This window comes from Streptomyces sp. NPDC090127, assembly GCF_044746945.1.
Taxonomy (GTDB): domain Bacteria; phylum Actinomycetota; class Actinomycetes; order Streptomycetales; family Streptomycetaceae; genus Streptomyces.
Genome location: NZ_JBIVDE010000009.1, coordinates 58,440 through 82,765, shown reverse-complemented (window position 1 = coordinate 82,765; position 24,326 = coordinate 58,440). Strand labels below are relative to the sequence as shown.

The following is a 24,326-nucleotide window of genomic DNA, read 5'->3' as shown; positions in this document are numbered from 1 at the left end:
CGAAACGGGACGGGAGGGTACGGGTACGGGTACGGGTACGGGTACCGGTACCGGTACGGGTACCGGTACGGGTACCGGTACGGGAGGCGACGGGAAGGGGCGGCGCACGCGCCCCGCCCCCCTCACCGCCGAGTCAGCCGGAAGAGCCTGATCTCGCGCTCCACCCTCGCCTGGTACGTCGCGTACGGCGGCCAGAACCCGAGCGCCGCCCGCCACGCGGCGGCCCGCTCCTCCCCCGCGAGCAGCTCGGCCCGTACCGGGATCACCTGACCGCGCCAACTCACCTCCACGTCCGGGTACTTCAGCAGATTCGCGGTCCACGCCGGGTGCCCGTCCCGCCCGAAGTTGGAGCCGATCAGCACCCAGGTCCCGGCCGGCTCGGGCATGCACGCCAGCGGCGTCACGCGCGACTGCCCCGACTTCGCACCCCTCGCCGTCAGGATCAGCCCCGGCAGCATCCGGGCGCTCAGCAGCACCTTGCCGCGCGTCAGCCGGTGCACCGCCCGGTCCATCGCCGGGATGACGTGCGGGGCGACCTTCGCGAACGCTCTCGTGGACGACACCTTCTGCATCAGTCGTACGCCGACGGGCATCAGGCCGCCACCTCTCCGAAGAGCCCCGTCAGCTGGGCGGCCCGCTCGCGCAGCCGCCGCGCGGGGCCGAAGAGCAGCTCGTCCGCCGCCGCCCGTTTGAAGTACAGGTGCGCCTCGTGCTCCCAGGTGAAGCCGATGCCGCCGTGCAGCTGGATCGTCTCGCCCGCCACCGTCCGCAGCGCCTCCAGGGCGGCGGCGAGGGCCAGCGGGCCCGCCCCGGCGCCGTCGGGTTCGCGGGCCGCGCCGTAGGTCAGCGAGCGGGCCGCCTCCACCTGGACGTACAGGTCGGCGACCCGGTGCTTGATCGCCTGGAAGGAGCCGACGGGCCGCCCGAACTGTTCGCGTGAGCCGATGTGCTCGATGGTGCGGTCCAGGGCGGCCTGGGCCGCGCCGAGCGCCTCGGCGGCGAGCGCCACGGCCGCGGTCCGTCCGGTCGCGGCGAGCGCCCCGAGCACGTCGACCGGTTCCTCCCCGAGCAACTCTGCCTCTACGTCCCGTAGTTGTACCGAGGCCTGGGCGCGGGTGGCGTCCAGGGTCGACTGTCGTACGCGGACGAGTCCGGCGGCCTCCCCCCGTACGAGGAACAGCAGGGTCCGGCTCCGCGCGAAGCCCCCGGCGTGCGCGGCGACCAGGAGCAGCCCGGCGCTGTGCCCGTCGAGGACCTGGGTGGCCTCGCCGTACAGTCGCCACCCGCCGCCCTCGGCCCGCGCCTGGACGCCGCCGGCCCGGCCGCCGCCGGCGATCCAGGAGCGGTTGTCGCCGGTCAGACCGATGGCATGGGCGAGCGAACCGCCGGCGACGACGAGTGCGCAGGTCAGGGCGCCGTCGGCGATACGCGGCAGCAGGTCGGCGCGCTGCGGTGGGGTGCCGAGGGCGCGGATCACGGGGGCGGCGAGGACGGCGGTGGCGAGGAGCGGCGAGGGGGCGAGGGCCCGGCCGGTCTCCTCGCAGGCGAGGGCGAGTTCGGCGGGGCCGCAGCCGACGCCTCCGTACTCCTCGGGCAGGGCGAGTCCGGGCAGTCCGAGGGTGCCGGACATGCGGTTCCACAGGTCGGTGTCGTACCCCTCGGGGGTGGCGACGGCGGTACGGACCTCGGCGGGCCCGGAGCGTTTGGCGAGCAGTTCGCGCAGGGTGCGGCGGATCTCGTCCTGCTCCGCGGTGAAGGCGGCGTCCATGAAGCTCCCCTCCGTATCTGACGGCCCGTCATGCTAGGGCGGACGGGAGCAGAAACCCAGAGCCTGGACCCTCCGGAACGCACGGACTCGACCGACCCCGCCCGGAGCCGGGAACCTCCGAAACCCACCGACCGGAACCCACCGACCGAAAAACCCACCGACCGGAACCCACGAGCTCGGCAGCTCGGCCGGCCCCGGCCCGGCACCCCGCCCGCTCAGCCGGTCTCGCCCGGCGACGGCGACGGCGCCGGCGCCGTCGCCGTCGCCCGCAGCAGGTCCCGTACGAGGGTGAAGTCCACCCGCTCCGGCCGGCGGAAGCGCAGGCACCCCTTACCCATGTCCTGGTCGGCGAGGCGGTCCTCGAAGCCCTCCCGGACGTCCGGGCGCATCAGATAGAAGGCGAGGTACTGCTTCTGCGAGGCGAAGGCGATCTCCGGCTCGCCGCCCGGTCGCCGGTAGGCGGGCATCCCGTAGGCCATGACCTCCTCGAAGCCGTGGAGTTCGGTGCGGCAGAGCTCGCGCAGTCGGACGAGGGCCGTCAGGCGGTCCGGCTCCACGACCTCCGCGAGGTAGCCGTCGACGTCTTCGGCGCTGCTTCTCGCCATCCGATTCTCCCTATCTGATGTACCGTCAGATTCATGCCCACCACTCCACGGAACCGCGACCGCGCCGGGCGACGCGTCGCCGTCGTCGGCATATCCCTCTCCGACTGCGGCCGGGTCGACGAGGCCACCCCCTACACTCTGCACGCCCAGGCCGCCCGCCGCGCCCTCGCGGACAGCGGCCTCGACCGCTCGGTGATCGACGGTCTCGCCTCGGCGGGACTCGGCACCCTGGCCCCGGTGGAGGTGGCCGAGTATCTGGGCCTCCGACCCCGCTGGGTGGACTCGACCGCCGTCGGCGGCGCCACCTGGGAGGTGATGGCCGCGCACGCGGCCGACGCCATCGCCGCGGGCCACGCCAACGCCGTGCTGCTGGTCTACGGCTCGACCGCTCGCGCCGACATCAAGGCCGGGCGGCGCACCTCGAACCTCTCCTTCGGGGCGCGCGGCCCGCTCCAGTTCGAGGTCCCCTACGGACACACCCTGATCGCCAAGTACGCGATGGCCGCCCGCCGCCATATGCACGAGTACGGGACGACCCTGGAACAGCTCGCCGAGGTCGCCGTCCAGGCGCGGGCGAACGCGGCGCTCAACCCGGAGGCGATGTTCCGGGAGCCGATCACGGTGGACGAGGTGCTCGGCGGCCCGATGATCGCCGATCCGTTCACCAAGCTGCACTGCTGCGTCCGCAGCGACGGCGGCTGCGCGGTGCTGCTGGCCGCCGAGGAGTACGTACCGGACACGGCGAAGGCCCCGGTCTGGGTCCTCGGCACGGGCGAGCACGTCTCGCACACCACGATGTCGGAGTGGGAGGACTTCACGGTCTCCCCGGCGGCGGTCAGCGGCCGGCTCGCCTTCGAGCGCGCGGGTGTCACCCCCGCCGACATCGACCTCGCCGAGGTCTATGACGCCTTCACGTACATGACGCTGGTGACGCTGGAGGACCTGGGCTTCTGCGCGAAGGGGGAGGGCGGCCCGTTCGTCGAGGCGAAGGACCGGTTGCCGGTGAACACGGACGGCGGCGGACTCTCGGCCTGCCACCCGGGGATGCGGGGACTGTTCCTGCTGGTGGAGGCGGTGCGGCAGCTGCGCGGGGAGGCGCCGGGGCTTCAGGTGCGGCGGGCGGACGGGAGCCTGCCGGAGCTGGCGGTGGCATCGGGCACGGGGGGATGGTTCTGCTCGTCGGGAACGGTGGTGCTGGGCCGGTCCTGAGACGCCTCCCGATCCCCTCCGCACCGTGGTCGAGCGCGCCCCGAACTCCACAACGACCGCAACCGCAACCGCTACGGCTGACGGGCCTCGATGAGGAACCGGGTGGAGTGGGCGACGAACGAGCCCTCGCGCTGGATCCGCTCGTGCAGCGCGCGCAGCCGGTCCTGGTGTCCCTCCACCGTGAAGCCCGGGACCATCCAGATCACCTTCCGCAGGAAGTACACGACCGCGCCGATGTCGAAGAACTCCGTCCGCAGCGACGCGAAGCGCAGGTCGACGACGTCCAGGCCGGCGGCGCGGGCGTCCGCGCTCTCGTCGTCCGGGTGACGCAGCCGCCGGACCTCCTCGGGCTGCGGACCCAGGAAGAACTCGACGAGCTCGAAGACCGAGGAGTGCCCCACGTGCTGGGCCAGGTAGGTGCCGCCCGGGGACAGCACCCGGGCGATCTCGCTCCACCACACGGTCGCCGGATGGCGGCTGGAGACCAGGTCGAAGGCCCCGTCCGCGAACGGCAGCGGCGGCTCGTCCGGGTCGGCGACGACCACCGCGCCGAGCGGATGCAGCAGCCGGGCGGCCTTGGCGACGTTCGGCGGCCAGGACTCGGTGGCGGCCACCAGCGGCGGCTTCCCACCGGCCCGCAGGGCACCGGCCAGCACCTCGCCCCCGCCGGTCTGCACGTCCAGCGCGGCGGCGGCCCCGACGAGCCGCTCACCGAGAATCCGCTGATACCCCCAGGGCGGACGCTCCTCCGTCGCACGCCCGTCGAGCCAGGAGAAGTCCCACCCGGCGACGGGCGCCTCGGCGGCCTCACGGACCAGATCGTCGAAGGAAGATGCCATGGGCCCATCATGCGGGACGCCCTGACCGACCGCCCCGGCCCAGGGGGGCGCCTTGTGGATCATGCCAGGCGGCGCGAGCCCGGCATGATCCACAAGACGCCCCGGGCTTGATCCACAGGACACCCCGGCTTGATCCACAAGAGACCCCCTAGGGTCTTCGCATGAACGACTTCGAGCGCGCCCTCCGCTCCCTGCGGGTCTGGGACACCGACCTGCCGTCCTTCGACCCGGAGTCCGCGCCCGCCGCGCCCCTGCCGCTCTTCCACGACTGGTTCGTCGCGGCGGCCGGGGCGGGGCAGGTGGAGCCGCACACCATGTCCCTGGCGACCGTGGACCAGGACGGGCGGCCCGACGTACGGACCGTGATGCTGCACGGGGCCGACGCGCGCGGCTGGCACTTCGCCTCGCACGCCACCAGCGCCAAGGGCCGCCAGCTGGCCGCCCACCCCGAGGCCGCGCTCGGCTTCTACTGGCCGGCCCAGGGCCGCCAGGTACGGGTCAGGGGCGGCGTCTCGACCTCACCGCGCGACGAGGCGTACGCCGATCTGCACGCCCGCACGACCGGGGCCCTGGCCTCCGCGCTCGTGGGCCGGCAGAGCGAGGTGCTGGAGTCGGCGGAGGAGCTGCGCCGGGTGAGCGAGGCGGCCTGGGAGCGGGCCGAGGCGGAGCCGGGAGCGCACGCCGAGAGCTGGACCCTGTACGTCCTGGACCCGGCCGAGGTCGAGTTCTTCCAGGGCGACGCCCGGCGGCGGCACGTACGCCTCCGCTACCGCCGCGACGAGACGGGCGCCTGGTCCCGCGAGCTGCTCTGGCCGTGACCGGTGGTCGGGGCGCACCATGAGAGGAGGAGGTGAGAGAACCATGGGTACGTACATGGATGTCCACCGCAACATGGTGGGGATCACCGCCGATCAGCTGAGAGAGGCGCACGCGGCCGACCTCGCGATCGAGAAGGACGAGGGCGTCCACTTCGAGAGGGCGTGGGCGGATCCCGAGTCCGGCACGGTCTACTGCCTGTCCCACGGCCCCTCGGCCGACGCGGTGAAGCGCGTGCACGACCGTACGGGCCACTCCGCCGACGAGATCCACGAAGTGAGCCTCATGGTGTGAGTCCACTGCCGTCCGCCGGGGCGTGCGGACGAGGGGCTCTACGGCGCGCCCTCCCCGCTCCCGTACATCTCCTCCACCTCGCGGCCGAAGTCGCGCAGGACCGCTGCCCGGCGCAGCTTCAGCGAGGGCGTCAGGTGGCCGCTCGACTCGGACCACTCCGTGGTCAGGACGCGGAACGCGCGGATCGACTCCGCCCGGGAGACCAGCCGGTTGGCGTCGTCGACGGCGCGCTGGAGGGTGTCGAGGAGCTCCTCGTCCCGGGCGAGCTGCCAGAGCGCGATGTGGTCCTTCTTCCGCATCCGCCGCCAGTGGACGAGCCCCTCGTGGTCCAGGGTGAGGAGCGCGGCGATGTACGGGCGGTTGTCGCCGAGGACCAGGCACTGGCCGATCAGCGGGTGGGCGCGGAGCCAGTCCTCCAGTGGGGCCGGGGTGACGTTCTTGCCGGCCGAGGTGATGAGGATGTCCTTCTTCCGGCCGGTGATCCGCAGATAGCCGTCCTCGTCCAGCGCGCCCAGGTCGCCGGTGGGGAACCAGCCCTCGTCGGTGTAGGGCAGGGCCACACCGCGCTGGGAGTCCCAGTAGCCCGCGAAGACGTGACCGCCCCTGAGCCAGATCTCGCCGTCGTCCGCGATCCGTACCGCCGTCCCCGGCAGCGGCCGTCCCACCGTCCCGGTGCGGGGGTGCCGGGGCGGGGTGACCGTCGAGGCGGCGCAGGTCTCCGTCAGGCCGTACCCCTCGTAGACGTCGACGCCCGCCCCTGCGTAGAACTCCGAGAGCCGCTCGCCCAGCGGTGATCCGCCGCAGATCACGTGCCGGACGCGGCCGCCGAGGGCGTCCCTGATGCGCCGGTAGACCAGTGGGTCGTAGAGCGCTCGGGCCGCGCGCAGCCCGAGCGAGGGCGCGTCCTCGTGCCCGTACCGCTGGGCGACCCGGGCCGCGCGGTCGAAGGAGGCGGCCCGGCCGCTCCGCTCCGCCGTGGCCCGGGCGGAGTTGTAGACCTTCTCCAGGACGTACGGGATGGCCAGCAGGAAGGTGGGCCGGAAGCCGGCCAGGTCGGCGAGCAGGTCGTCGTTCTCGATGGACGGCGCGTGCCCGAGCCGGACCCGCGCCCGGACGCAGCCGATCGCCACCATCCGTCCGAAGACGTGCGCGAGGGGCAGGAAGAGCAGCGTCGCCGGGGCCTCCTTGCTGATCTCGCGGAAGACGGGATGCAGGAAGGCGATGGCGTTGTCGACCTCGGCGAAGAAGTTGCCGTGGGTCAGGGCGCACCCCTTGGGGCGGCCGGTGGTGCCCGAGGTGTACACGAGGGTGGCGACGGTCTCCGGGGTGAGCAGGCCGCGGCGGGCGGTCACCGCCTCGTCGGGCACGTGCGCCCCCGCGCTGCGTAGGTGGGCGACGGCGCCCGCGTCGAGGACCCAGAGGTGGGCGAGGCCGGGAAGCCCCCGGCGCTCGGTGGAGACGAGCCTGCCCTGCGCCGGGTCCTCGACGACGCAGGCGGTGGCGCCGGAGTCCTGGAGGATCCACCGCGTCTGGAAGGCGGAGGAGGTGGGGTAGACGGGAACGGTGATCAGCCCGGCGGCCCAGGCGGCGAAGTCGATCAGCGTCCACTCGTAGGTGGTACGGGCCATCAGCGCCAGCCGGTCCCCCGGCCGCAGCCCGGAGGCGATCAACCCCTTGGCGACGGCGTGGACTTCGGCGGCGAAGGCGCGGGTGGTGACGTCCTCCCAGCCGCCGTCGGCACGCTTGCGGGAGAAGGCGACGGCGTCCGGCTCGGCGCGCGCGTTGTCGTAGGGGATGTCGGCGAGCGAACCTCTCCGGACCGGCGGGACGAGGGGCGGTACGGAGGCCTCCCGTACCGCTCCGGCGACGACGGTCAGCCGCGGCTGCGGCTCGGTGACGGACATGTGCGGCTCCTCGGTCGAAGGGCCGGCCAACTGCTGACCGTTGAGTAACCTTACTTTTCGGTAAATCTAAGACCGGGCAGGGAGTTGGGACAATGGGCACGCTCGACGGGATGACGGACCTGCTCGCCCTGGCCGGGGCGGTGACCCGCGCCCCCTTCACCCGCGCCCGCCCGCGGGGCCCGCTGCCGGAGCGGCGGATCACCCGCGGCCCGCTCGCCGTCGACAGGAGGCACCTGGCGTCCTACGCCCGGATCTGCGGCTACGCGCCGACCCTCGACGGCACCCCGGAGCCGGGCCTCCCCCTCACCTATCCGCACGTCCTCGGCTTCCCGGCGGCGATGCGGCTGATGTCCCGACGGGACTTCCCCCTGCCCCTGCTCGGCCTGGTCCACACCTGGATCTCGATCACCCGGCACGCCCCGCTGACGGCGGCCGATCGCCCCGAAATCACCGTCTACGCAGGGGAGTTGACACCGCACCGACGGGGCACGGAGGTCACCGTGGTGACGGAGGCCCGGCTCGCGGGCGCCCTGGTGTGGGAGTCGTCGAGCGGCTACCTGGCACGGCACGCCGATGCGAAGCGGCCCCCGGCGGGTCACACGCACCCACGCCCCACCTCGGCGTGTGCCCCCGAACCGCACCCGACCGAGGCCGCGGGTGGCGGCCCCACGGACCCCACCCCCGAGGCCAGGGGTGGCGGCCCCACGGACCCCACCCCCGAGGCCAGAGGTGCCGGCCCCACGGACCCCACCCCCGAGGCCAGAGGTGCCGGCCCCACGGACCCCACCCCCCGCCCCACCCTCCACCCCGACCCTCTCCCCCCGACAGCCGACTGGCACCTGCCCGCGGACCTGGGCCGTCGCTACGCAGCCGCGTCCGGCGACCGCAACCCGATCCACCTCCACCCGCTCACCGCACGGGCCTTCGGCTTCCCGAGGACGGTCGCGCACGGCATGTGGACGCTGGCCCGCTGCCTGGCGGAACAACAGGCGGGCGCGCGACACGACTTCGTGGAAGCGGAGTTCAAGTCCCCGGTCCTCCTGCCGGGAACGGTCTCCTACGCCACGGACGGCGCCGGCCGCTTCGAGCTGAGGACGGCCGGCCGACTCCACCTCAGCGGCGTCACCGGGGAGACCAGCGCTCGCTCCTCATGAGGTTGCCGAGCCCCGCCCAGGAGAAGTTCATCAGCGTCGCCGCCGCCTCCCAGGCCGTCATCCCGGGCGTCTCGTTGGCCCAGCTCGCCAGCGACTCCGCCGCCCCGACGAGCGCCCGCGAGAGCCCTGCGACATCCCGCTCGGCCAGCTCCGGGTCACGGTTGGTCTCCCGGTGGGTCTCCTGGGCGGCGGCCCCGATCAGCGTCCCGACGTAGGCGACGATCTCGTCCCGCATCCGCCCCGCCTCACCGGCGAACGGTTCCCCGTGCGTCCGCGCCTGGCGGCTCAGCACCGCCCACCCGTCGGGGTGTTCGGCGGTGTGCGTGAAGAAGGCGAGCAGCCCAGCCCACAGCTGCTCCTCGGCAGGCCGCCCGGGATCGACCCCGCCCGCGACGGCGGCGAGCAACGCCTGCGCCTCGCGCTGGATGCAGGCGGTGAAGAGCTCTTCCTTGGAGTGCAGATACAGATAGACGAGCGGCTTCGACACCCCCGCCAGCTCGGCGATCTCGTCCATGGACGCGGCCTGATATCCCCGCTGCCCGAAGGTCTGCACGGCAGCGTCCATCATCTGCCGCTCACGCACCTCCCGCGGCATCCGCTTGACCTTCGCGCCAGCCACCTCGGCCACCCTTCCCACCCCACTCGCCTGCACCGGGGAAGAGCCTACGTGCGGCCGCCTCAGGCCACGGCGCGGCAGTCTCCGCACCGACCCTCCGGATCGCGGCTGCGGAAGGCTCGTTCGCAGCCGTCACAGGTGATGAGAGGCGGCGGACCGGGTGGAGTCGCGGGCGCGGCCGGGAGGGACGGCGGCAACAGGGTCGTCAGGCGGTACTCCAGGAAACGCGCCGGGTGATGGATGGGGATGGGCTCCGGCGGAAGGTTGGCGGTGAGAGTGCGGACGATCTGAGCGTGGGTCGTGGAGCGGGCCAGCCACGTCTCGACGGCAGGAGCGAGCCGCTCGACGTCCCTGGCGGACAGCAGCAGCCGGGTGTCCGCGAGCCGGAGCCGTACGAGGAGTTCGGCGGCGGGGCCGGTGGGAACGGACCGGGGCGGCCGGGACGCCGACGGCCTCGACGGCCTCGACGGAGGACTCTTCGGAGACGGGCTGTGGATCGGGCCGGGACCACCGTCCGGCTCGGCGCCGTCGCCAGGACCGGGGCGGTCGGCATCGGGGGCCGTGCGGTGGCCCGCCTCGGCTGCGAGACCACCGTCCGGCTCGGCGCCCCCGCCGAGGCCGGGGCGGTCGGCATCGGGGGCGGTGCGGTGGCCCGCCTCGGCCGCGCCGCCAGGCTTGTCGTACGAGAGCGTGCGGGTGGCGAACCTGCCGCCGCCGACGGGCACTCGGGGACGCGCCAGGTACCCGGCGCCCTCCAGCTCGTTGAGCGCCCGACGGACGGTCTTCTCGCCCTCCCGGAAGCGCAGCGCGAGCGCCTTGGCGGTCACGGAGACCCCGTCCGGCAGCGACTGGATGTACACGGCGAGCCCGATCGCGACGGCGGAGAGCTCTTCGTGCTGAGCGAGGTGGTTGCCGACGACCGTGAAGCGTTCGGTGTGGCGGTGCCGGATGTGGATCACACCGGACCGGGGCGCGCCCTCGGGGATCACGTGGGACACGGGATGCGCGGACAGGGCCGCGTTAGACTGCGGATCAGCCATTGGGAAGGGTCTGACTTCCTGATCGGTAGGCCCTCGGTCAGGATTGCCGTCCTGCCGGGGGCCGAGTTGCATATGCCGTTGTTGCGGCAGACGGTACCGCACCCACCCACGTTTCCGACACCGCGTCACTCGTACGTGTCACGCGGGCAGTTGGCACGGGGGAGGGTGGTTGGGAGGGTTCTCTCCCGTTCCTTTTCTTGGTGAACCGCGCACGACCGGAGCGCGTGACGACGCGCCCCGGCGGGAGGACCACAGCGGCGATCTTCTGGTGCGGTGACCTCGCGTCCTTGAACTCTCTCGCCATCACGCCCCCTGCTTTCCGAGCCGGTACGTGAGGTGTCGGTCGGCCGGCATGGTCATCAGGGAGGCCTCCATCGGTGTCCCGTCAGCGGTTCGCGTCAGGCGGAGTAGATGCAGGACGGCGCTCCCCGCAGGCAGGCCCAGGTGCTCGCACTCATCGGCGGTCGCGAGGGCGGCACTGACGTCCTCCACGACCTCGGCGCCGGTGTACCCCAGATCCCTGAGCAGGCTGACGGCGCCGCCGGGTACCTTCCGCTCTTCCGCGAGTGGCGTGCCCCCGGCGATGGAGAGGGGGTAGTACGAGTCGGCCAGCTCCACGGGCTGGTCATCGAGCAGGATCAGTCGGCGCCTGACGATCACACGCTTACCGGCGGTCAGCTCCAGGGCTGCGCTGACAGCGGCGGGCGCACCTACTTCACCTGCCTGCAGAAGCCGCTGACCGCCACGGCGCCCCCGGCGATCGGCCTCATCGGTCCAAGCATCACTCTGGCCAGGTTCACGCGGGGCCAGATACGGCGCGGTCTCACTGATCCACGCATCGCCAGACATGCTCCTACCTCCCACTCACTTGTGTGAGCGACCCTACTTCCGCCCGAGCCGAGGCCGAACGGCAGAAGTTCCTCGACCGGTGGTTGGACGGCGACGAGGAGCCGGGGCGATGAATCCGGTCGCCGCAGACACCATCGGACCCGCCCCGCAGGACGAGGGCGAGCCAGCGGGGGCCGCGCGGGAAGACCGTGCGGGCAGGCCTGCAGACGCGTGATGCCCACGCCCCCGGAGGGACATGGGCATCACGTGAGGGACGTTCAGGTCAGGCCGTGGCCGGGACCGCGGCCCGCGTGCCGCACGGGGCCGGGACCGCGGCCGCACCGGGCCGCGGCCGCATCGGGCCGGGGCCGGGGCCCCTGTCGCGTCAGGCCGTCGCCGGGATCGCGACCTTCGGCTCGGGCTCGGGGGCGATGTCGCCGTCGACCGGGGAGGACGACGCGCTGTTGTACGCGTCGTGGTCCAGGATCTTCTCGCGGGCGGCGACGACCACCGGGACCAGCGCCTGGCCGGCGACGTTCGTGGCCGTGCGCATCATGTCCAGGATCGGGTCGATCGCCATCAGCAGGCCCACGCCCTCCAGCGGGAGGCCCAGGGTGGAGAGGGTCAGGGTCAGCATGACCGTGGCGCCCGTCAGACCCGCCGTGGCGGCCGAGCCGACGACCGACACGAAGGCGATCAGGAGGTAGTCCTGGATGCCCAGCTGCACGTCGAAGATCTGCGCGATGAAGATCGCGGCGAGCGCCGGGTAGATCGCGGCGCAGCCGTCCATCTTGGTGGTCGCGCCGAACGGGACGGCGAAGGAGGCGTACTCCTTCGGGACGCCGAGGCGCTCGGTGACCTTCTGGGTGACCGGCATCGTGCCGACCGAGGAGCGGGAGACGAACGCCAGCTGGATGGCCGGCCAGGCGCCCTTGAAGAACTGGAGCGGGTTGACCTTGGCGACCGTCGCGAGCAGCAGCGGGTAGACGCCGAAGAGGACCAGGGCGCAGCCGATGTAGACGTCGGCGGTGAAGGTCGCGTACTTGCCGATCAGCTCCCAGCCGTAGTCGGCGATGGCGAAGCCGATGAGGCCGACGGTGCCGATGGGGGCGAGCCGGATGACCCACCACAGGGCCTTCTGGAGCAGCTCCAGGACCGACTCGGAGAGGGCCAGGATCGGTTTGGCGCGGTCACCGAGCTTGAGGGCGGCGATGCCGGCGACGGCGGCCATGAAGACGATCTGCAGGACGTTCAGCTCGGTGAACGGGGTGATGACGTCCGACGGGATGATCCCGGTCAGGAAGTCGATCCAGGTGCCCTCGCGCTTCGGCAGCTTGCCGTCCTGCGGGGTGAGGCCGGTGCCGGCGCCCGGGTTGGTGAGCAGGCCGATCGCGAGGCCGATGGCGACCGCGATCAGCGAGGTGATCATGAACCAGACGAGGGTCTGGGCGGCCAGCCGGGCGGCGTTGTTGACCTTGCGGAGGTTGGTGATCGACACCAGGATCGCGAAGAAGACGAGCGGGGCGACGGCCAGCTTCAGGAGCTGGACGAAGATGTCGCCGACCTGGCCGAGAGTCTCCTTGAGCCAGCTGACGTCCTGGCTGCGGGCGAGCCAGCCGAGCAGGACGCCGAGCACGAGACCGGCGACGATCTGGGCCCAGAAGGGGACCCTGGGTATGCGCGAGGACGTCGGGGACTTCGTCTCGGGCGTGGACGCGGACGCGGACACAGACACACTCCACAGGTGCGTATCGGGACATACGGGGACGGGGGTGCGGTACTCACGCGCTGGGGCGGTACCGCTGCATGATGCCGGGGTCAGAGCTCGCGGCAACAGACCGCGGACATACAGCGGCACAGATCGACGTGCAGGCGCGCCACGAGCGGGGTGCTCGCGGCATCGTGGGGGCGCACTGCTGTCGTCATGGCAGGTACGTTAACACTTGAACTTTGAGAACCTCAAAGCCCTTCTTTGAGGTAGCCGGAGCCCGCCCGGACCTCCGAAACGCAGAACACCCCGGTCAGGAGCCTTCGAAGCTCCCGACCGGGGTGTTTGTGCTGTGACGAAACTTACTCGGCGCTTATACGGGTCCGCCCAGCGCCTCCACGGGTCCGCCCAGCGCCTCCACGGTTCCGCGCAGCGCCCACACGGCCCCGCGCAGCGCCTACGCGTCCTCGCTGGCGCGGTTGGCCTCCAGGCGGCCCTTCGCCTGGTCCACCTTGGCCACGATCTGCTCGGACATCGCGTCCCGCTGGCCCCGCAGCAGGACGAAGCTGAGCGGCGCGGAGATCACGATGGAGAGGATCAGCACCCAGAGCAGGTTGGAGTCGCCGAGGCCGCGCGGCAGCACACCGAGGCGGACGAGCCCGACCAGTACGAGGAAGCACCCGGCGAAGATGCCGAGGCGCATGAGGGTGTAGCGGAGGGTCGCAGCGCCCGTCCCGTTAGCGGCCACGACGGCCCCTTTCTCTCGTTGGCGTCACCAGTGAACCACGGTACAAAAGTGATCAATGCAGCGGGAGCAGCATGAAGATGTCGTCCCGGTCGTCGCCCTCGGCCACCCGGATCGCGCCGGGCACCCGCCCGACCTCCTTGTAGCCGCAGGAGGCGTAGAAGCGGTCGACGCCCGTGCCGCCCCGGCAGGTGAGCCGGATCGCCTCGATGCCGTCGAAGCCGCGCACCGCGTCCTCGACGGCGGCCATGAGGTCGCGGCCGTACCCCTTGCCCTGGTGGGAGGGGTGGACCATGACCGTGTAGAGCCAGACCCAGTGCCTCATCAGCCGGTGCGTGTTGTACGCGACGAAGGTGGTGGCGGCGACGGTGCCGTCCTCCTCGTACCCGACGACGAGCCGCATCCGGCCCTCGGCCATCGCGGCGAGGTGCTTGACGAGGTCGGGCCGGATCTCGTCCACGCCGACCGGCGGGACGAAGCCGACGGCGCCGCCCGCGTTGGAGACGTCCGCCCACAGGCGCAGGACGCCGTCGCGCAGCGCGGGCGTGACCGCGGGGTCCAGTGCGAAACGGAGAGCCACCGCGTCAGACCCGCATCGGCTGGGGCGACTCGCGGCGGTCCGCCTCCGGGCCCGGGTACTCGCGGATGATCTCGTACCGCGTGTTGCGCTCCACCGGGCGGAAGCCGGCGTCCCGGATGAGTTCGAGCAGGTCCTCGCGGCCCAGCTTGTTCGGCGTGCCGTAGTTGTCGGCGTCGTGCGTGATCTTGTACTCGACGACCGAGCCGTCCATGTCGTCGGCGCCGTGCTGGAGCGCGAGCTGCGCGGTCTGGACGCCGTGCATGACCCAGAAGACCTTGACGTGCGGCACGTTGTCGAAGAGGAGGCGGGAGACCGCGAAGGTCTTCAGGGCCTCCGCGCCGGTCGCCATCGTGGTGCGCGCCTGGAGCTTGTTGCGGACCTTGCCGTCCTGCATGTCGACGAAGTCGTGCTGGTAGCGCAGCGGGATGAAGACCTGGAAGCCGCCGGTCTCGTCCTGGAGCTCACGCAGTCGCAGCACGTGGTCGACGCGGTGCCGGGGCTCCTCGATGTGCCCGTACAGCATCGTGCTCGGGGTCTTGAGCCCCTTCTCGTGCGCGAGGCGGTGGATCCGGGACCAGTCCTCCCAGTGGGTGCGGTGGTCCACGATGTGCTGGCGGACCTCCCAGTCGAAGATCTCCGCGCCACCGCCGGTGAGGGACTCCAGGCCGGCCTCGATGAGCTCGTCGAGGATGTCGGACGCCGACATGCCCGAGATGGTCTCGAAGTGGTGGATCTCGGTGGCGGTGAAGGCCTTCAGGGAGACGTTCGGGAGCGCCTTCTTCAGCTCGGAGAGCGAGCGCGGGTAGTAGCGCCAGGGCAGGTTGGGGTGGAGCCCGTTGACGATGTGCAGCTCGGTGAGGTTCTCGTTCTCCATCGCCTTGGCGAGGCGGACGGCCTCCTCGATGCGCATCGTGTACGCGTCCTTCTCGCCCGGCTTGCGCTGGAACGAGCAGTACGCGCAGGACGCGGTGCACACGTTCGTCATGTTGAGGTGGCGGTTGACGTTGAAGTGGACGACGTCACCGTTCTTGCGGGTCCTGACCTCGTGGGCCAGGCCGCCGAGCCAGGCCAGGTCGTCGGACGCGTACAGAGCGATGCCGTCCTCGCGGCTCAGCCGCTCTCCGGAACGAACCTTCTGCTCCAGCTCGCGCTTGAGTCCCGCGTCCATCTAGGGCCGCCTCCCATGTCTGACGATTTCAGGCTCCACCCACCGTACTCTCAGCCCTCCTCGGGCAGATCTCCGACCCGGTTCTCCCACTTGGTGGAGAGCACGATCGTCGTACGGGTGCGGGAGACGCCCTTGGTGCCGGAGAGCCGGCGGATCGTCTTCTCCAGACCGTCGACGTCGCCGACCCGGACCTTGAGCATGTACGAGTCGTCGCCGGCGATGAACCAGCAGTCCTCGATCTCGGCGAGGTCCTTCAGCCGCCGGGCCACGTCCTCGTGGTCGGCGGCGTCGGAGAGGGAGATGCCGATGAGGGCGGTGACACCGAGGCCGAGCGAGGCGGCGTCGACCGTCGCGCGGTAGCCGGTGATGACGCCGGCCGCCTCCAAGCGGTTGATGCGGTCGGTGACGGAGGGGCCGGAGAGCCCGACGAGCCGGCCGAGTTCGGCGTACGAAGCCCTGCCGTTCTCGCGCAGAGCCTGGATGAGCTGCCTGTCCACGGCGTCCATAGGTATGAAGCCTTCCATTGTCCAGCGATACCGCGAGTTTAGGTATAGAATCTAAGGTACACAGGGGTCGACACCCTGTGAATCTTTCAATTGAACAAAGACGATCTTTCAGGAGTGGTGCTCACCGTGTACACGATCGAGATGGCCTACGCCCGTATGCGCGAGCTGCAGGACCTGGCCAACCGCTCGCGTGCCCACCAGCCGTCCGCCTCCGCCCGGCGCGCCGCCAAGAAGCGCGCCGCCAAGAAGCCCTAATCCCCCCGGGAGGAGGCTCCACCGAGCTCCCCCTCCCAACGGCGGTACAGCCCGTGCGGCACCCCTGCCGCGTCGAGCACCCGCCCGGCGACGAAGTCCACCAGATCCTGGATGTGCGTCGCCCCCGCGTAGAACGCCGGAGAGGCGGGCAGCACCACGGCGCCCGCCTCGTCCAGCGCCACCAGGTGCTTCAGCGTCTGACCGTTCAGCGGGGTCTCCCGCACGGCGACGACCAGCGGCCGGCGTTCCTTGAGCGTCACGCTCGCCACCCGCTGCAGCAGGTCCTTCGACAGTCCCAGCGCGACACCGGCCACCGAGGCGGTCGACGCCGGCACGATCAGCATCCCCTTGACCGGGTACGACCCACTGCTCGGCCCGGCGGCCAGGTCACCGGCCGCCCAGTACCGCACGTCGTCGAGGTCCGGCGCGAACGTCCCCGGCTTCCCGTCGGCGCCCCGCGCCAGCCAGGTCGCCAGGTCCTCGCGCCAGTGCGCGTCCCGGAAGGCGATCCCCGTCTCGTCGAGCAGCGTCAGCCGCGACGCCCGCGAGACGACCAGGTCGACGCTCTCCCCCGCTGCGAGCAGCCCCCTCAGCACGGCGGCGGCGTACGGGGTCCCTGACGCCCCGGACACCCCGACCACCCAGGGACGACGCTGCTGTTCTTCTACCGGCTCCACGCCGACGAGCCTATCCGGCGGCTCGGGAGGAGAACTCCGCACGGGGTCCCGTACGTTCTCCCCTACACAGCACCCGGGAGCCAGGGGGATGGCCATGACAGACATCGAAGCGACACGTCGGCGTGCGCCCGACCGGGCGAAGACGGCGATCGGGCTCATGGTCGGCTGGGTCGCCCTGCTCTGGGCCCTCGAAGTCGTCGACCTCGCGACGGGCCACGCCCTCGACGAGTACGGCATCGTGGCCCGCAAGCCGGAGAGCCTCGGCGGGATCCTCGCGGCGCCGTTCCTGCACTTCGGCTTCGGGCACGTCGCCGCCAACAGCGTCCCGCTGCTGGTCCTCGGATTCCTCGCCGCCCTCGGCTCCCTCCGCCGGTTCGTCGCGGTCTGCGCGCTGATCATCGTCGCCGACGGCGTCGGCGTCTGGCTGATCTCCCCGTCGGACTCGATCACCGCGGGCGCGTCCGGCCTGGTCTTCGGCCTCTTCGGCTACCTCGTGGTCCGCGGCTTCGTGGAGCGCAGGCCGCTCGGCATCGCCGTGGGCGTGACGATCGCCGCGTTCTGGGGCGGCTCCATCCTCATGGGCATCTCCCCCACGAACACCACGGTCAGCTGGCAGGGCCACCTCGTGGGCCTGCTGGCGGGCGCGGGCGCGGCCTTCCTCTTCCGCCCGGAACACCACCGAGCCGCCGTCACGCGGTGACGGCTCACTCGGTGAGAACGGTTCACTCGGTGAGAACGGTTCACTCGGTGAGGGCGGCTCACGCCGCGGCCGCGCATGCGCTCGGCCCCGCACACGCCCTCCCACCCCTCACACCGTGAGGCCCCGCACCACCAGGTCGATCAGCGCGCACAGGAACAGCGAGATGCCGATGAAGCCGTTCGTCGTGAAGAACGCGCGGTTCAGGCGGGACAGGTCGTGCGGCTTCACGATCGTGTGCTCGTAGCAGAACGCGGCGACGACGATCACGAGCCCGACCCAGAAGAACAGCCCCGCGCCGGTCGCCAGGGCGTACCAGACCAGCAGCCCCGTCGTGACGGCCGCCGAGGCCCGCGCGCCCCAGAGCGCCGCCGGGACGCCGAAGCGGGCGGGGACCGACATGACGCCCTGGGCCCGGTCGGCCTGGACGTCCTGGCAGGCGAAGATCAGGTCGAAGCCGCCGATCCAGATGCCGACCGCGAGGCCGAGGATGACCGCGTCCCAGGACCACTCCCCGGTCACCGCTAGCCAGGCCCCGATCGGCCCTATGGCCTGCGCGAGGCCGAGGATCGCGTGCGGGAAGTTCGTGAACCTCTTGCCGTACGGATAGACCACCATCGGCACCACGGCGAGCGGCGCGAGCGCCAGGCAGAGCGGGTTGAGCAGCGCCGCCGCCCCGAGGAAGACGACGACGGCGACCCCCGCCCCGGTCCACGCCGAGCGCACCGACACCGCGCCGGTCACCAGCTCGCGGCCGGCCGTGCGCGGGTTACGGGCGTCGATCTCCCGGTCGATGATCCGGTTGCAGGCCATCGCGAAGGTCCGCAGCCCCACCATGCAGACGGTGACGAGCAGCAGCGTGACCCAGTGGACGCGCCGGTCCAGCTGGAACATCGCGGTCAACGAGGCGATGTACGCGAACGGCAGCGCGAAGACCGAGTGCTCGATCATCACCAACCGCAGGAAGGCCTTGGTGCGCCCGGGCCGGGCGCCGGGCACGGCCGCCGTGGTCACAGGCCGTACTCCTTCCAGCGTCGGTCCACCAGGGCCGACGTCGCCGGGTCGGACTCCACCATGTCCGGCCAGCCGCCGTCCCGGGTGTAGCCCTCCTCGGGCCGCTTCTTCGTCGCGTCGATGCCCGCCTTGCCGCCCCAGAACTGCTGGTACGAGGAGTGGTCCAGGTGGTCCACCGGGCCCTCGACGACCGTCAGGTCGCGGGAGTAGTCGGTGTTGCCGAGCGCCCGCCAGGACACCTCGTGCAGGTCGTGGACGTCGCAGTCCTTGTCCACCACGATGATCAGCTTCGTCAGCGACATCATGTGCGCGCCCCAGATGGCGTGCATGACCTTCTGCGCGTGCTTCGGGTACTTCTTGTCGATCGAGACGATCGCGCAGTTGTGGAAGCCGCCCGACTCCGGCAGGTGGTAGTCCACGATGTCCGGCACGATGATCTTCAGCAGCGGCAGGAAGAAGCGCTCCGTCGCCCGCCCCAGCGGCCCGTCCTCGGTCGGCGGCCGGCCGACCACGATCGACTGGAGCAGCGGACGCTTCCGCATCGTGACGCAGTCGATCTTCAGCGCGGGGAACGGTTCCTGCGGCGTGTAGAACCCGGTGTGGTCGCCGAACGGCCCCTCCGGGAGCATCTCGCCCGGCTCCAGCCAGCCCTCGATGACGACCTCGGCGTTGGCCGGCACCTGGAGCGGCACCGTCTTGCAGTCGACCATCTCGATCCGCTTGCCCTGTACGAAGCCCGCGAAGAGGTACTCGTCGATGTCACCGGGCAGCGGCGCCGTCGAGGCGTACGTCACGGCCGGCGGGCACCCGAAGGCGATCGCGACCGGCAGCCGCTCGCCCCGCGCCGCCGCCACCGCGTAGTGGTTGCGGCTGTCCTTGTGGATCTGCCAGTGCATGCCGATGGTGCGCTTGTCGTGCCGCTGGAGGCGGTAGAGCCCGAGGTTGCGGACCCCGGTCTCGGGGTGCTTGGTGTGCGTCAGGCCCAGGTTGAAGAAGGAGCCGCCGTCCTTGGGCCAGGTGAAGAGGGCGGGCAGCAGATCGAGGTCGACGTCGTCACCGGTGAGCACGACCTCCTGGACCGGAGCGTTCTCGGACTTCACCTTCTTCGGCGGCACGTGGACCATCGAGCCCAGCTTGCCGAAGGCCTCCCGTACGCCGATGAAGCCCTGCGGCAGCTCGGGCTTGAGCAGCCCGCCGATCTTGTCGCTGATGTCCTCGTAGGACTTCAGGCCCAGCGCCTTGAGCAGCCGCCGGTCGGTCCCGAAGACGTTCATCGCGAGCGGCATGGCGGAGCCCTTGACGTTCTCGAAGAGCAGCGCGGGACCTCCCGCCTTGTTCACCCGGTCGACGATCTCCCCGACCTCCAGGTACGGATCGACTTCGGCCTTGATGCGCTTGAGGTCGCCTTCGCGCTCCAGCGCCCTGAGCAGCGAGCGGAGATCGTCGTAAGCCATGGGGCCCAGTATCGGCCACGGGCTAGGCTTGACCTGTCACCGGGGCCGACGAATCGAACCCCGCCACCGTTTCCAGGGGGCTGTCCCACATGCTCAGGGCGCTGATGTTCATCCTGCCGCTGGCGCTGACGATCTACGCCTGCATCGACTGCGTGACCACCCCCGACGAAGAGACCAAGCACCTGCCCAAGCTCGCCTGGGTCGTCCTGATCCTGCTCTTCCCGATCGCCGCCGCGCTCGTCTGGTTCTTCGCGGGCAAGCAGCGGCGCGGCGCGTTCGGCACGGGCGGCGCGGGTGGGACCGGTGGCGTGTTCGGCGCGGGCGGTCGCGGCCGCGCGTCGAACCGCTGGGTCGCCCCGGACGACAACCCCGAGTTCCTGCGCTCCCTCCGCGAGGAGGACGAGAAGGACGAGAAGGGCGACGAACCGAGCAACGAGCAGGACGGGGACAAGGACGGGGACAAGGGCAAGGACAAGTGATGGAGCTCCGGCTCCTGGTCACCTTCGAGAAGGTGGCCACGGTCCTCTCCTTCACCCGGGCCGCCGCCGACCTCCAGTACGCCCAGTCCAGCGTCACGGCCCAGGTCCGCGCCCTGGAGTCCGCGCTCGACGTGGAGCTCTTCGAGCGGCTGGGCAGCCGCATCCGGCTCACGGACGCCGGCGAGCGCCTCGTCCCGTACGCCCGCCGGATCATCGAGCTGACGGAGGAGGCGCGGGCCGCGGTCGTGGAGACCGGGGAACCGGCGGGACCCCTCGCCATCGGCACGATGGAGTCGCTGACGTCGTACCGCCTGCCGCCGCTCCTGGAGCTCTTCCACCACCGCTACCCGAAGGTCCGGCTGTCGCTGCGCACGACGCTGGGCGACGAGACCAGGAAGGCGCTGCGGCAGGGGACGTACGACATCGGTTTCCTGATGGAGCCGGAGACGGAGCACCCGGGCCTGGACGCGGAGGTCCTGGCTGAGGAGCCGCTGGCGCTGGTGGCCTCCCCGCGCCACCCGCTGGCGGGCCGTACGGGCCTGACTCCGCGGGACCTGGCGGCGGCCCAGCTCGTGGGGACGGAGCCGGGCTGCCCGTACCGCGACCTGTTCGAGCGCGAACTCCGCGAGTGGGCGCCGCCGTTCATGGAGTTCGGCACCATCGAGGCGACGAAGCGGGGTGTGGCCGGTGGCCTGGGCATCGCGCTCGTGCCCCGGATCACCGTCGCGCGGGAGCTGGCGTCCGGGGCACTGGTGGAGCTGGACTGGAAGGCGCCGTTCACGCTCTTCACGCAGATCGCGTGGCGGCGGGGGAAGCGGCTTCCGGCTCATGTGCGGCTGTTCGTGGAGCAGGCGCGGCGGCTGGTGTCCGAGCAGGTCCCGCAAGCGTCACCCTGAGGCTGGCGAAGACGATCAGCGGGACACCGAGGGCCTGGACGAGCCCGATGTGATGCCCGTACACGGCCCAGTCGGCGACCATGGCGACGGCGGGGTAGGTGAAGGCGAGCACGGCGATCTTCGCGGTGGGCAGCTTCTGGTAGGCGGCGTACATGAGCACGTACATCAGCCCCGTGTGCACGAGCCCAAGCCCGACCAGCCACGCCCAGCCGGCGCCGAGGCCGCCCATGGCGCCGAGGTCGGCGAGCGGGAGCAGCAGCGGGAGCCCGACGAGGACCTGTACGAGGGCGATGAGATGGGGCCGGACGCCCGTGATCCGCTTGGTCACGATCGTCGACAGGGCGTAGAGCACGGCGGCGGCGAGGGCGAGCCCGAGGCCCTTGAGGGAGGCGGTGTCCCCGGGCCGTATCCCGGACACGAGCACGAGCCCGACGAAGGCGAGTGCGAGCCACCCGAACCTGGCGGCGGTGATCCGCTCCCGGAAGAGCACGGCGCCGAACACCACCAGGAAGAACGGCTGCGTGTGGTAGACGACGGTGGCGAGGGAGATCGAGGTGGCCTCGTACGCCTCGAAGAGGAACACCCAGTTGAACACGATGAACACCCCACCGAGCGCGGCCAGCCCCACCTTCCTGAGGGTGAACCCGTGCGCGCGGAAGTACCCCCGGACGAGGCTGTAGGCCCCGAGGGCGATGGCCCCGAAGAGGCACCGGAAGAACACGACGTTGAGCGCGGACGCCCCGGACTCGACGACGAAGATGCCGAGCGTGCCGGAAAGCACCATGGCCAGGGTCAGTTCGAGGGTCCCTCGGGTCTCGTTTCTCATGCCCCCGACGCTACGGAGCGGGCCCGTGACCGGTCCACGAGCCAGTGGGGCGTCCTGCTGATGGGGGCATCGGCGGGGCCGATGGGAGCATGCTCCGTCAGAAGCGGCTTGTTTCGGCCAACCCAACGGTCGATCATAGGATTTGCCACATTGTCCTGTTAGCTTCGGCCGCAGTCTGGCGGAGTCGGGGGACTCATGGGGCAGGAACGGGGTACGGGTGCGTACGCGCACTCCCGCGCGGCGAGCACGGCGTGCGGAATGGACGGCACGGGCGGGACCCGCCGGTGAGCACGCCCACGCCGAGCCCAAGCCCGACCGGCACCGCGTCGCCGAGTCCCGGCCCGAGTTCGAGTCCGAGCCCGCAGCCCACGACGACACCGACACCCGGGACCACGCATCTGCCGTCGCCCGCACCGTCCTCGGGCACGCCCAGCCCTGATCCGACGCCGTCGCCAAGCCCGAACGCGCCGCCGACCCCGCCGACCTCCGGCCCGCCGCCCCAGCTGCCTCCGGCGACCCCGCCCGCCGTGACCAGCCCGTTCACGGGTCCCGGCGGCTTCGACGTGCAGCCGCTCCATCTCTACCAAGTGTCGAATGCCCTCGCCGTCGAGCAGCAGTCGTTCCACAAGGCGCTCGCGCAGTTCCTCGACGTCCACGCCGGCTACTCCAAGGTCGGCGGATCCGGCACCATCACGGCCGAGTTCGCCACCCAGTACGCCGCGGTCGTCGCCCTGCTCCTGGACGTGCACGCCAAGGCCGTGGTCGCCATCGGCGGCGCGGCAGTGGGCTTCACCACCACGGCCAACAACTTCCGGCAGGCGGACGCGGCCACCCACCCGCTCAATCCGCCCTTCACGCCGCAGCCGCCGCCGCAGGTCATCTCCGCGCGGGCGTACGCGGCCCCGCCGCCGTTCGGCGTCCGCGACGGCAACGCCGTCGACGAATTCGCCGACATCTTCGACGGCGGCGACATTCCCGGCTCCCTGATGCGAACCGTGATCGAGGAAGCGCTGCGCACTGGCCGCGCGCTGGAGATCCTGCCGCTCCCGAACTACCTGAAGGTCAACGAGCTCTCGCAGGCGTGGCTGCCGTACCAGACAAGCATCGGCACCATCCAGGGACAGCTCACCGGCACCATCAACGCCATCACGGACCACGCCAACGGGGACTGGCACGGGGCGATGCTGCAGTTCGTGTCGTCGGTGTGGGGCACGAAGGCCTGGGGCCAGAACACGGCCGGCTACGAATGGGGGCACAAGCCGCCGACCGGCGCGGGCTCGAGCCTCCCGGTCTTCGCCGTCCTCAGCACCACGGCCCAGATGCTGGCCCAGGCCATCCGCTCGTACGCGGAGGCCGCCGAGAAGGTCCGCACCGAGCTGCGCGAGATCCTGTACAAGGCCATCAAGGACGCCTTGGCTCTCCTCGACCTCACCGACCTCAAGGATTTCTTCGGGAACTTCTTCGAGCGCCTCAAGAAGCTGTGGAAGGGCCTGGGCGCAGCGGTGATGGCCAGCATCGACACGGACGCCGTCAACAACGCCGTCGACACCTACGAGGCCTCGCTGCGGACGCAGATCGACGTGGTGAAGAAGCTTCTCGATCCGCTGCGGGAGGCCTCGCGCGCGGTGCCGACCTTCCAGTCGCAGTCGGCGAGGGCCGAGGCGTTCGGAGCGCGCTCGCTCTTCGAGTTCGACCGGTCGATCGTCCCGCTCAACGAGCAGTCGCGGGACCCGAACAACAGGTTCGGCATCGACCTCGCCTCGATGGAGTGGGAGCGCAACGACTTCCAGCCCCCGCCCCCCGAGGCGTTGAGGCCAGGGAAGGAGGCCCACACGATCGACAAGCACATCGGACTCACCCCGGAGCAACTGATGCAGCGTCTGCGAGACCAGGGCGGCGCCGACGCGTCGACGTTCCGTGACCTTCCGTCCGCGGAGCAGTACGTGCAGACCGCGGTGAACGACCCGGCGAGGAAGACCGAACTGGAAACCTGGATGCGCAACCAGGAGCGCAAGGTCGCCGACGGCACCTTCAAGCCCGGATCCGTCAAGGCCTGGGACTTCCCAGTCACGGACGCGAATGGGCAGCCGGTGGCCGTCGGGACCTCCGTGAGCCAGGCGGACTTCGCCGCGTCAGGCTACTCGGCCCAGGCCAGGAACGTGCACACGGTGCACGTGGTCCTCGCCTACTCGCCCGAGTCGAAGTCCTTCTACGTGCTGACCGCCTATCCGAAGGCCCCTTAGCATGA

The 24,326-nt window shown here is 71.3% G+C and carries 27 protein-coding genes; 10 read left to right on the top strand and 17 right to left on the bottom strand.

Annotated elements, in window-relative coordinates; genetic code table 11:
- Window positions 1-122: 122 nt before the first annotated feature.
- The 3 genes from ACIPPS_RS28975 to ACIPPS_RS28965 form a co-directional block, all read right to left on the bottom strand.
- Complete coding sequence (locus ACIPPS_RS28975) at window positions 123-593, bottom strand: nitroreductase family deazaflavin-dependent oxidoreductase (RefSeq protein ID WP_401437953.1); 471 nt, start codon at window positions 591-593, stop codon at window positions 123-125.
- The gene (locus ACIPPS_RS28970) at window positions 593-1,768 is read right to left on the bottom strand and encodes an acyl-CoA dehydrogenase family protein (protein ID WP_401437951.1); all 1,176 of its coding nucleotides are present in this window, start codon (window positions 1,766-1,768) and stop codon (window positions 593-595) included. Before ACIPPS_RS28970 ends, ACIPPS_RS28975 begins: the two co-directional genes overlap by 1 nt.
- Window positions 1,769-1,983: 215 nt before the next feature.
- Window positions 1,984-2,373: an iron chaperone gene (locus ACIPPS_RS28965; protein ID WP_401437949.1), complete on the bottom strand. Its 390-nt coding sequence runs from the start codon at window positions 2,371-2,373 to the stop codon at window positions 1,984-1,986.
- Window positions 2,374-2,406: 33 nt separating this feature from the next.
- On the opposite strand from ACIPPS_RS28965, the gene ACIPPS_RS28960 reads away from it, so the two are divergent.
- A complete protein-coding gene (locus tag ACIPPS_RS28960; RefSeq protein WP_401437947.1) occupies window positions 2,407-3,582 on the top strand; it encodes a thiolase C-terminal domain-containing protein in 1,176 nt (391 codons plus the stop codon).
- A gap of 71 nt (window positions 3,583-3,653) precedes the next feature.
- On the opposite strand, the gene ACIPPS_RS28955 is transcribed toward ACIPPS_RS28960, so the two are convergent.
- Entirely contained in the window at window positions 3,654-4,421 is a 768-nt protein-coding gene (locus ACIPPS_RS28955) for a methyltransferase domain-containing protein (RefSeq protein ID WP_401437945.1), read from the bottom strand.
- Between the two features lie 161 nt (window positions 4,422-4,582).
- Between ACIPPS_RS28955 and ACIPPS_RS28950 the strand changes: the two genes are divergently transcribed.
- On the top strand, window positions 4,583-5,239 hold the full coding sequence (locus ACIPPS_RS28950) for a pyridoxal 5'-phosphate synthase (RefSeq protein ID WP_401437942.1): 657 nt from the start codon (window positions 4,583-4,585) through the stop codon (window positions 5,237-5,239).
- 43 nt (window positions 5,240-5,282) lie between these two features.
- The gene (locus ACIPPS_RS28945) at window positions 5,283-5,531 is read left to right on the top strand and encodes an SCO4226 family nickel-binding protein (protein ID WP_401437940.1); all 249 of its coding nucleotides are present in this window, start codon (window positions 5,283-5,285) and stop codon (window positions 5,529-5,531) included.
- Window positions 5,532-5,569: 38 nt separating this feature from the next.
- On the opposite strand, the gene ACIPPS_RS28940 is transcribed toward ACIPPS_RS28945, so the two are convergent.
- On the bottom strand, window positions 5,570-7,435 hold the full coding sequence (locus ACIPPS_RS28940; protein ID WP_401437937.1) for an AMP-dependent synthetase/ligase: 1,866 nt from the start codon (window positions 7,433-7,435) through the stop codon (window positions 5,570-5,572).
- A gap of 92 nt (window positions 7,436-7,527) precedes the next feature.
- Here ACIPPS_RS28940 and ACIPPS_RS28935 point away from each other — a divergent pair, with 92 nt between their 5' ends.
- On the top strand, window positions 7,528-8,589 hold the full coding sequence (locus tag ACIPPS_RS28935) for a MaoC/PaaZ C-terminal domain-containing protein (protein ID WP_401437934.1): 1,062 nt from the start codon (window positions 7,528-7,530) through the stop codon (window positions 8,587-8,589).
- Here ACIPPS_RS28935 and ACIPPS_RS28930 read toward each other — a convergent pair.
- The 8 genes from ACIPPS_RS28930 to ACIPPS_RS28895 form a co-directional block, all read right to left on the bottom strand.
- Complete coding sequence (locus tag ACIPPS_RS28930) at window positions 8,558-9,184, bottom strand: TetR/AcrR family transcriptional regulator (RefSeq protein WP_401438569.1); 627 nt, start codon at window positions 9,182-9,184, stop codon at window positions 8,558-8,560. The genes ACIPPS_RS28935 and ACIPPS_RS28930 overlap by 32 nt on opposite strands.
- A gap of 83 nt (window positions 9,185-9,267) precedes the next feature.
- Window positions 9,268-10,194 carry a hypothetical protein gene (locus ACIPPS_RS28925; protein ID WP_401437932.1) on the bottom strand — a complete coding sequence of 309 codons (927 nt, stop codon included), beginning with the start codon at window positions 10,192-10,194 and terminating at the stop codon, window positions 9,268-9,270.
- 354 nt (window positions 10,195-10,548) lie between these two features.
- The gene (locus ACIPPS_RS28920; protein WP_401437929.1) at window positions 10,549-11,094 is read right to left on the bottom strand and encodes a GntR family transcriptional regulator; all 546 of its coding nucleotides are present in this window, start codon (window positions 11,092-11,094) and stop codon (window positions 10,549-10,551) included.
- Window positions 11,095-11,458: 364 nt separating this feature from the next.
- The gene (locus tag ACIPPS_RS28915) at window positions 11,459-12,802 is read right to left on the bottom strand and encodes a dicarboxylate/amino acid:cation symporter (RefSeq protein ID WP_401437926.1); all 1,344 of its coding nucleotides are present in this window, start codon (window positions 12,800-12,802) and stop codon (window positions 11,459-11,461) included.
- A gap of 436 nt (window positions 12,803-13,238) precedes the next feature.
- A complete protein-coding gene (locus ACIPPS_RS28910) occupies window positions 13,239-13,529 on the bottom strand; it encodes a DUF4229 domain-containing protein (RefSeq protein WP_401437924.1) in 291 nt (96 codons plus the stop codon).
- Between the two features lie 52 nt (window positions 13,530-13,581).
- Entirely contained in the window at window positions 13,582-14,106 is a 525-nt protein-coding gene (locus ACIPPS_RS28905) for a GNAT family N-acetyltransferase (protein WP_401437921.1), read from the bottom strand.
- Window positions 14,107-14,110: 4 nt separating this feature from the next.
- Window positions 14,111-15,274, bottom strand: coding sequence for an aminofutalosine synthase MqnE (gene mqnE / locus ACIPPS_RS28900; protein ID WP_401437918.1), 1,164 nt, complete (start codon window positions 15,272-15,274; stop codon window positions 14,111-14,113).
- Window positions 15,275-15,324: 50 nt separating this feature from the next.
- Window positions 15,325-15,780, bottom strand: a complete 456-nt coding sequence (locus tag ACIPPS_RS28895) for an Lrp/AsnC family transcriptional regulator (RefSeq protein WP_399225693.1) — start codon at window positions 15,778-15,780, stop codon at window positions 15,325-15,327.
- 114 nt (window positions 15,781-15,894) lie between these two features.
- Here ACIPPS_RS28895 and ACIPPS_RS28890 point away from each other — a divergent pair, with 114 nt between their 5' ends.
- Window positions 15,895-16,035 (top strand): hypothetical protein, encoded by a 141-nt coding sequence (locus tag ACIPPS_RS28890; protein ID WP_401437916.1) that lies wholly within the window; start codon window positions 15,895-15,897, stop codon window positions 16,033-16,035.
- Here ACIPPS_RS28890 and ACIPPS_RS28885 read toward each other — a convergent pair.
- Window positions 16,032-16,712 carry a UbiX family flavin prenyltransferase gene (locus ACIPPS_RS28885; protein WP_401437914.1) on the bottom strand — a complete coding sequence of 227 codons (681 nt, stop codon included), beginning with the start codon at window positions 16,710-16,712 and terminating at the stop codon, window positions 16,032-16,034. The two genes, ACIPPS_RS28890 and ACIPPS_RS28885, sit on opposite strands and share 4 nt — an antisense overlap.
- 94 nt (window positions 16,713-16,806) lie before the next feature.
- Between ACIPPS_RS28885 and ACIPPS_RS28880 the strand changes: the two genes are divergently transcribed.
- The gene (locus ACIPPS_RS28880) at window positions 16,807-17,412 is read left to right on the top strand and encodes a rhomboid family intramembrane serine protease (RefSeq protein WP_401437911.1); all 606 of its coding nucleotides are present in this window, start codon (window positions 16,807-16,809) and stop codon (window positions 17,410-17,412) included.
- Between the two features lie 108 nt (window positions 17,413-17,520).
- Here the strand turns inward: ACIPPS_RS28880 and mqnP are convergent, their stop codons facing one another.
- Together mqnP and ACIPPS_RS28870 are read right to left on the bottom strand one after the other, a co-directional pair.
- Complete coding sequence (gene mqnP / locus ACIPPS_RS28875; RefSeq protein ID WP_401437909.1) at window positions 17,521-18,423, bottom strand: menaquinone biosynthesis prenyltransferase MqnP; 903 nt, start codon at window positions 18,421-18,423, stop codon at window positions 17,521-17,523.
- Entirely contained in the window at window positions 18,420-19,877 is a 1,458-nt protein-coding gene (locus tag ACIPPS_RS28870) for a menaquinone biosynthesis decarboxylase (protein WP_401437906.1), read from the bottom strand. Before ACIPPS_RS28870 ends, mqnP begins: the two co-directional genes overlap by 4 nt.
- A gap of 89 nt (window positions 19,878-19,966) precedes the next feature.
- Here ACIPPS_RS28870 and ACIPPS_RS28865 point away from each other — a divergent pair, with 89 nt between their 5' ends.
- Both ACIPPS_RS28865 and ACIPPS_RS28860 read left to right on the top strand, forming a co-directional pair.
- Entirely contained in the window at window positions 19,967-20,356 is a 390-nt protein-coding gene (locus ACIPPS_RS28865) for a PLD nuclease N-terminal domain-containing protein (RefSeq protein ID WP_401437904.1), read from the top strand.
- A complete protein-coding gene (locus ACIPPS_RS28860; protein ID WP_401437901.1) occupies window positions 20,356-21,252 on the top strand; it encodes a LysR family transcriptional regulator in 897 nt (298 codons plus the stop codon). Before ACIPPS_RS28865 ends, ACIPPS_RS28860 begins: the two co-directional genes overlap by 1 nt.
- Here the strand turns inward: ACIPPS_RS28860 and ACIPPS_RS28855 are convergent.
- Window positions 21,143-22,078, bottom strand: coding sequence for a DMT family transporter (locus ACIPPS_RS28855; protein ID WP_401437899.1), 936 nt, complete (start codon window positions 22,076-22,078; stop codon window positions 21,143-21,145). The two genes, ACIPPS_RS28860 and ACIPPS_RS28855, sit on opposite strands and share 110 nt — an antisense overlap.
- 217 nt (window positions 22,079-22,295) lie before the next feature.
- Between ACIPPS_RS28855 and ACIPPS_RS28850 the strand changes: the two genes are divergently transcribed.
- Both ACIPPS_RS28850 and ACIPPS_RS28845 read left to right on the top strand, forming a co-directional pair.
- Window positions 22,296-22,517 carry a hypothetical protein gene (locus ACIPPS_RS28850; RefSeq protein WP_401437896.1) on the top strand — a complete coding sequence of 74 codons (222 nt, stop codon included), beginning with the start codon at window positions 22,296-22,298 and terminating at the stop codon, window positions 22,515-22,517.
- Window positions 22,518-22,605: 88 nt separating this feature from the next.
- Window positions 22,606-24,321: an RNase A-like domain-containing protein gene (locus ACIPPS_RS28845; protein ID WP_401437893.1), complete on the top strand. Its 1,716-nt coding sequence runs from the start codon at window positions 22,606-22,608 to the stop codon at window positions 24,319-24,321.
- The last annotated feature ends 5 nt before the right edge of the window (window positions 24,322-24,326 follow it).

Bases quoted from the DNA above. Each gene is read 5' to 3' on its own strand.
- ACIPPS_RS28870 (WP_401437906.1), bottom strand. From the start codon at position 19,877: ATGGCTTACGACGATCTCCGCTCGCTGCTCAGGGCGCTGGAGCGCGAA.
- ACIPPS_RS28945 (WP_401437940.1), top strand. From the start codon at position 5,283: ATGGGTACGTACATGGATGTCCACCGCAACATGGTGGGGATCACCGCC.
- ACIPPS_RS28950 (WP_401437942.1), top strand. From the start codon at position 4,583: ATGAACGACTTCGAGCGCGCCCTCCGCTCCCTGCGGGTCTGGGACACC.
- ACIPPS_RS28975 (WP_401437953.1), bottom strand. From the start codon at position 593: ATGCCCGTCGGCGTACGACTGATGCAGAAGGTGTCGTCCACGAGAGCG.
- ACIPPS_RS28880 (WP_401437911.1), top strand. From the start codon at position 16,807: ATGACAGACATCGAAGCGACACGTCGGCGTGCGCCCGACCGGGCGAAG.
- ACIPPS_RS28920 (WP_401437929.1), bottom strand. From the start codon at position 11,094: ATGTCTGGCGATGCGTGGATCAGTGAGACCGCGCCGTATCTGGCCCCG.
- ACIPPS_RS28955 (WP_401437945.1), bottom strand. From the start codon at position 4,421: ATGGCATCTTCCTTCGACGATCTGGTCCGTGAGGCCGCCGAGGCGCCC.
- ACIPPS_RS28865 (WP_401437904.1), top strand. From the start codon at position 19,967: ATGCTCAGGGCGCTGATGTTCATCCTGCCGCTGGCGCTGACGATCTAC.
- ACIPPS_RS28970 (WP_401437951.1), bottom strand. From the start codon at position 1,768: ATGGACGCCGCCTTCACCGCGGAGCAGGACGAGATCCGCCGCACCCTG.
- ACIPPS_RS28960 (WP_401437947.1), top strand. From the start codon at position 2,407: ATGCCCACCACTCCACGGAACCGCGACCGCGCCGGGCGACGCGTCGCC.
- ACIPPS_RS28855 (WP_401437899.1), bottom strand. From the start codon at position 22,078: ATGAGAAACGAGACCCGAGGGACCCTCGAACTGACCCTGGCCATGGTG.
- ACIPPS_RS28930 (WP_401438569.1), bottom strand. From the start codon at position 9,184: ATGCCGCGGGAGGTGCGTGAGCGGCAGATGATGGACGCTGCCGTGCAG.
- ACIPPS_RS28940 (WP_401437937.1), bottom strand. From the start codon at position 7,435: ATGTCCGTCACCGAGCCGCAGCCGCGGCTGACCGTCGTCGCCGGAGCG.
- ACIPPS_RS28965 (WP_401437949.1), bottom strand. From the start codon at position 2,373: ATGGCGAGAAGCAGCGCCGAAGACGTCGACGGCTACCTCGCGGAGGTC.
- mqnE (WP_401437918.1), bottom strand. From the start codon at position 15,274: ATGGACGCGGGACTCAAGCGCGAGCTGGAGCAGAAGGTTCGTTCCGGA.
- ACIPPS_RS28895 (WP_399225693.1), bottom strand. From the start codon at position 15,780: ATGGACGCCGTGGACAGGCAGCTCATCCAGGCTCTGCGCGAGAACGGC.
- ACIPPS_RS28860 (WP_401437901.1), top strand. From the start codon at position 20,356: ATGGAGCTCCGGCTCCTGGTCACCTTCGAGAAGGTGGCCACGGTCCTC.
- ACIPPS_RS28935 (WP_401437934.1), top strand. From the start codon at position 7,528: ATGGGCACGCTCGACGGGATGACGGACCTGCTCGCCCTGGCCGGGGCG.